We start from the raw sequence: 447 nt of genomic DNA on the forward strand, positions 1-447 counted from the left end.
CGGCTGCGGCTCGCCGCCGGCCACCACGCTGTCCAGGCGCTGCGCCAGGCGCGCCGCACGCTCGGCCATGGCGCCGCGCGCCCCGTCCAGGTCCTCGAACGAGGCCTGCAGGTACAGCACGGCCGTGGCGACCTCCATGGCCAGCGCTGCCGAGGGCGGCTCGCCCGAGCGGGTGGTCGCCTCCAGCGCACGCTCCAGCGCCTGGGCCAGGCCCTCGCTGTCCGGGTGCAGGCGGCGCAGCGAATCGCACACCAGGCTGAACTGGTCGGCGGCGGGCTTGAGCTTGCTGCGCTCGCCCCCGGCCAGGGCCGACCAGGTCTCGGTCGCCGCCGCCATGCGCTTGCGCGCCTGCGCCAGCACCGCCGGGTCGTGCAGGCCGAAGCGCGGCTTCTCGTAGTCCACCGGCGGGTGCTGGGCCAGGCCCATGGCGCGGCGCACGGCGGCAAG

The 447-nt window shown here is 77.2% G+C and carries 1 protein-coding gene; it reads right to left on the reverse strand.

The window, feature by feature from the left end:
• Nucleotides 1–447: hypothetical protein (locus tag A612_RS03025; protein ID WP_040435789.1), on the reverse strand; the 447-nt coding region annotated here is incomplete at both ends.

The sequence above is a fragment of the Melaminivora alkalimesophila genome, from assembly GCF_000282995.1.
Taxonomy (GTDB): Bacteria; Pseudomonadota; Gammaproteobacteria; order Burkholderiales; family Burkholderiaceae_C; genus Melaminivora; species Melaminivora alkalimesophila.